This is a genomic window from Streptosporangium minutum (genome assembly GCF_002149035.1).
Classification (GTDB): Bacteria; Actinomycetota; Actinomycetes; order Streptosporangiales; family Streptosporangiaceae; genus Streptosporangium; species Streptosporangium minutum.
Genome location: NZ_NGFP01000406.1, coordinates 1 through 4784, shown reverse-complemented (window position 1 = coordinate 4784; position 4784 = coordinate 1). Strand labels below are relative to the sequence as shown.

General features: G+C 73.8%; 6 protein-coding genes. 3 read left to right on the top strand and 3 right to left on the bottom strand.

What is annotated here, in order from left to right; genetic code table 11:
* Nucleotides 1–168: 168 nt before the first annotated feature.
* Nucleotides 169–642: a TspO/MBR family protein gene (locus CA984_RS42655; protein WP_086578990.1), complete on the top strand. Its 474-nt coding sequence runs from the start codon at nucleotides 169–171 to the stop codon at nucleotides 640–642.
* On the opposite strand, the gene CA984_RS42650 is transcribed toward CA984_RS42655, so the two are convergent.
* Nucleotides 610–1290 carry a response regulator gene (locus tag CA984_RS42650; protein WP_086578989.1) on the bottom strand — a complete coding sequence of 227 codons (681 nt, stop codon included), beginning with the start codon at nucleotides 1288–1290 and terminating at the stop codon, nucleotides 610–612. The two genes, CA984_RS42655 and CA984_RS42650, sit on opposite strands and share 33 nt — an antisense overlap.
* Nucleotides 1287–2459 carry a sensor histidine kinase gene (locus CA984_RS42645; protein WP_242676483.1) on the bottom strand — a complete coding sequence of 391 codons (1173 nt, stop codon included), beginning with the start codon at nucleotides 2457–2459 and terminating at the stop codon, nucleotides 1287–1289. The genes CA984_RS42650 and CA984_RS42645 overlap by 4 nt, the downstream gene beginning before the upstream one ends.
* Before the next feature lie 258 nt (nucleotides 2460–2717).
* Here CA984_RS42645 and CA984_RS42640 point away from each other — a divergent pair, with 258 nt between their 5' ends.
* A complete protein-coding gene (locus CA984_RS42640; RefSeq protein WP_086578988.1) occupies nucleotides 2718–3347 on the top strand; it encodes a DedA family protein in 630 nt (209 codons plus the stop codon).
* Nucleotides 3348–3359: 12 nt separating this feature from the next.
* Here CA984_RS42640 and CA984_RS42635 read toward each other — a convergent pair whose 3' ends face one another.
* Nucleotides 3360–3761: a lipocalin-like domain-containing protein gene (locus tag CA984_RS42635; protein WP_086578987.1), complete on the bottom strand. Its 402-nt coding sequence runs from the start codon at nucleotides 3759–3761 to the stop codon at nucleotides 3360–3362.
* A 212-nt stretch (nucleotides 3762–3973) separates the two neighbouring features.
* On the opposite strand from CA984_RS42635, the gene CA984_RS42630 reads away from it, so the two are divergent.
* Nucleotides 3974–4784: DMT family transporter (locus tag CA984_RS42630; RefSeq protein ID WP_086578986.1), on the top strand; the 811-nt coding region annotated here is incomplete at its 3' end.

Below are 4784 nucleotides of genomic sequence, written 5' to 3'. Positions count from 1 at the left end.
GCCTAGGAGCGCACCCGCCCGACCGGGGCGGAGGCGCCCGCGAGGCCGGCGTCTCAGGCCCGTGTCCCTTCCGGCTCCGCCGCCGCTCCCCCTCCCGTACGGGACCGGAGTCCTCCGGATCGAAACCGCCGGGCGGTAGGGACACGAAGAGGAGGGCAGGGAGGTGTCATGGTCATCGCACAACAACCGAAACGCTGGGCGGGCCTTCCGGTCTTCGCCGTCGCGCTCGTCCTGGTCGCAGTGGTCGGATCGCTGTCGGCGGTCAACGCCGGCGGCGAGTACCTGGCGCTGGAGCGCCCGCCGTGGGCGCCGCCGCAGTGGCTGTTCGGCCCCGCCTGGACGGTGCTCTACATCATGATCGCCATCTCCGGCTGGCTCGCGTGGTCGGCACGGGGCTGGACGCCCGCGCTCGGCGTCTACGCCGTCCAGCTCGTCCTCAACGCGGCCTGGACCCCGCTGTTCTTCGGCGCCGGCCGGTACGGCCTGGCCTTCGCCGAGATCGTCGTGCTCTGGGTGGCCATCGCGGCCACCATCGTCCTGTTCCGGCGGATCAGCCGGGTGGCCGCCTGGCTCCTGGTGCCCTACCTGCTCTGGGTCACCTACGCGGCCTCACTGAACTTCGCCATCTGGCGGCTCAACTGAGTCGAGCAGCCCGGCCTCGTGGGCGAGGATCGCGGCCTGGACCCGGTTCCGCGCCCCGATCCGGGTGAGGATCGCGCTCACGTGGGCCTTGACGGTCCCCTCCACCAGGTAGAGGCGGCGGGCGATCTGCCCGTTGGACAGCCCCGCCCCCACCAGGGCCAGCACATCGCGCTCCCGCGGGGTGAGAGCGGTCACCTGCTCCCGGGCGGCCACCGCGCGGGTCATCCGGCCGCCGGTGAGCTGGGTGATGACCCGGTGCGCGACGCGCGGCGAGAGGTAGGCGGCTCCCTCGGCGACGGCGTGGATCCCGGCCAGCAGCTCGCGCGGGTCGCCGGACTTGAGCAGGAACCCGCCGGCGCCCTCGCCGAGCGCCCGGGCGATGTAGTCGTCCTCGCCGAAGGTGGTCAGCATCACCACCGCGGTGCCGGGCGCGACCCGGCGCAGCTCGGCGACCGCCGAGAGCCCGTCCATCCGGGGCATCCGGATGTCCAGCAGGACGACGTCGGGGCGGTGGCTCAGGACGAGGTCGATCGCCTCCCGCCCGTCGCCCGCCTCCGCGACCACCTCGATCTCCGGGTCGGCGGCCAGGATGGCCCGCACCCCGGCCCGGATCATGGTCTCGTCGTCGGCCAGCAGCACCCGGATCATGTCGCCCCATCCTCACAGGGGAACCGGGCGACGACCCGGAAGCCACCGCCGCTCGGTCCCGATTCGAACGTGCCGCCCACCAGCCGTACTCGCTCGCGCAGCCCTATCAGCCCCAGCCCGCCCCCCCGGGGGCGGCCGGCCGGCGTCTGGGCCGCCTGGTTGGTCACGGTCACCGTGATCCCGGCGGCGGCCCGGAGGACCTCGACCGTCACCGCCGAGCCGGGGGCGTGCTTGGTGGCGTTGGTCAGCGACTCCTGAACGACCCGGCAGGCCGTACGGTCCCGCAGCGACTCCTGCCCGCGCAGCTCCACCCGGAGGCCCGACTCCCGGGCCCGGTCGACGATCTCGGCGACGCTCTCCTCCGGAGGGGTCAGCGGCGCCCGGTCGTCCTCGCGGAGCACGCCGATGACCCGGCGCAGGCGCTCGGTGGTCTCGGCGGCGGCCTCACGGAGCTCTCCGGCTGCCTGACGGTGCCGTTCGGCGAGGTCGGGAGCCATCTCCAGGGCGGCGGCGCGCAGGGCGATGAGCGCGAGGTCGTGGCCGAGGGAGTCGTGCATGTCCTGGGCGATGCGGTTGCGCTCGCGGAGCTGCGCCTGGTCGACGACCAGGCGCTGCTCGCGGGCCCGCTGCCACACCAGCCTGCCGATCAGCCACGGCAGGAGACCGAAGAGCAGGACGCCGGAAAGGGCGGGGATCCAGAACTCCGTGGTCGCGGCGTCGGGACTCGGACCGCAGGAGGAGATCAGGGCCACGGCCGTGCCCGTCCCCAGGATCGCGGTGAACGCCAGCTTCGCGGGACGCGGGTCCGCCGCCCGGCGACCGGCCAGGTAGGAGAACACGACGATCCCCAGCGTGAGCCCGTTCAGCGGGCCCAGCTTGGTCATGCCGTCGAGCCGCCAGGGCTGGACGGTGGCCAGGCCGTCGGCGACGTTCCACGCCCCCAGTGCCAGGACCAGCAGCATGGCCGCCAGCGGGGCCTCGCGGCTCACGAGCACGGCGATCCCCAGCGCGATCACGCCGGCGACGGCCACCAGCAGCGACGCCTGGCCGGTGGCCGGCTCCCACCAGGGAGGGACGGCCGGGGCCAGGAACGCCGGCAGGCAGAGCAGGGCCCAGAGCAGCAGATCACGCCGGACCTCCCGCCGGTTCCGCCGCCTCGTCAGTCTCATCACGACTGTGACGGTACAAGGACGCCCGGCCGAGCGTCTCCGCCGGAGGTATCGGACCTCCCCTGACGAAAGTAGGGGGTCGGGACAGCCGATCGCGCGATGTGACGGCCCCTTCCCGGTTCCTAGGTTCGACGGGACGGATCCCTGAGGGCTCTCAGGGGTGGCGTCCGCCGGTTTCCGGGGCCTCCCCCGATGCCCCGGAGTCCGGCGGGTCGCCAGCGTGCTGTCAGAGATCCCCGACACCATAGGAGCGCGGCTGTGACACAGGCCATCCTGGACACCCTGCACGACGTGATGACCTCACCCTGGATCTATCCGGCGCTGTTCGCGCTGGCGATGCTCGACGGGTTCTTCCCCGTGGTGCCCGCCGAGACGTCCGTCATCACGGCGGGGGTGTTCGCCGCCTCCACCGGTGCGCCGAACCTCGCGCTGGTGATCGTGGTGGCGGCGGTGGGCGCGTTCGCCGGCGACCACATCTCCTACGCCATCGGGCGCACCGCCGACAACCGGCTGCGCGGCGGCAGGCGGAGCGGCAAGGCGTTCGCCTGGGCGGAGAGGGCGCTGGCCGAGCGGGGCGGGCTCGTGCTGGTGGTGGCCCGCTACATTCCCGGCGGCAGGACCGCCTGCACCCTCACCATGGGCGCGGTCGCCTACCCCCGGCGCTCGTTCGCCCTCTTCGACGGCCTCGCGACCGTCTCCTGGGCGCTCTACTCCGCGCTGATCGGCTACGTGGGCGGCGCGGCCTTCGAGAACGACCCGGTCAAGGGCCTGCTGCTCGGCCTCGGCATCGCCCTGTCGATCACCGTGGTGGCCGAGACCGTCCGGCACGTGCGGCGCCGCCGTACCGCCGGGGAGCGGGAGGCGGTCCTCGCCGGCTCGCGTGGCTGACCGCCGCGCGGCTCATCCCCGCCGCCAGATCAGGGTGTGCCATCCGCCGTCCTCGACGGCGGCCAGGATGAGCCGGTCACCGTCGAAGTTCAGCTCGTGGAGCTGGACGGTGCCGCTGACGGCCGGATCGAGCGCCATCTCGACGTCGTGGGCCACCTGGCCGTCACGGGCCTCGTACCGGCCCGAGCAGCAGAAGAACGACGCGGGCGCCTCGGCCCGCTCCTGGGGACATGCCCGCAGGGGGCCCGCTCCGCGCAGCGAAGGGCGTCCGGCCCGCGCGACGGTCGCGCTCATGTAGCCGTCAGGGGTGTAGCAGAGCAGGCCCGTCGCGTCGCGGCCGAAGGGGTGGGAGATCCGTCCGTCCGCGTGGGCGATCCGCCACTCGACCAGCCGCCAGGCTCCGACCAGATCCATGCCCGCGAAACTACGATAATCGAAGCCAGCAGGTCAACAGCCCCGACCTTGATATCAGGGATTTCCCGTCCAAGTCAGGGAGAACCCCTATGGCTCCGGCACCGACCGGCGCGGGACGCTGCCACTGGCCCACCACACGACCCTCCCCGGACGCCTCCGCGAGGCGTCTCGGTCATCTCGCCATGTCTTGATCTGCTCTGAGAGGAGTGCGTATGACTGTCTTGGCAGCCGGCCTGGCGTTGCTGGGATCGCTGTTCTTCGCACTCGGGGCCGCGCTGCAGCAGTTCGAGGCCGCGAGCGCGGTCCCGGCCACCCTACGCCGCCTGGTCAGGCGTCCTCGCTGGCTGCTCGGCGGCCTCGCCGTCGCGGCCGGCACCGCCCTGCACGTCGTCGCGCTGAAGTACGGCCCGCTCACGGTGGTCCAGCCGATGGGCGTGGCCAGCCTCCTGTTCGCCCTGCCCTGCGCCGCCGCCCTGCGGGGCCGCAGGCCGCAGCCCGGTGAACTCGCCGCCGCGGCTGTGATCGCGATCGGGCTCATCGGCCTGGTCCTGGTCGTACCCGAGCACACCGGCGAGCCGCGCCTCGGCACCGGGGGGGCGGTGGTCCTGCTCGCGGGGGCGGCCACCGCCGCCCTGGCGCTCTGGGCCGCCGCCCTGCAGGCGCCCCCGGCCAGGCGGGCCGGCCTGCTGGCGATGGCCGCCGGGGTGCTGTACGGCGCGACCGCCACGCTCACCCGGGTGCTGGTCGACGGGGACTGGGAGCCGTGGTTCCTGATCGCCGTCCCGCTGCCCGCCCTGATCGCGCTGGCCCTGCTGCAGCGCGCCTACGCCGTCGGCCACTTCGGCGTCGCCTTCGCCGCCCTCCAGGTGGCCGACCCTCTCACCGCCGTCGCCTTCGGGGCCCTCCTGCTCGGCGAGCCCCTGCCGACCGGCGCGGCGAGCACGCTGACCGCGCTGGCGGCGGGCGCGCTGACCGCCGCCGGCACCGTCGCCCTGGCCCGCACCACACCGATGTCCCCCACCC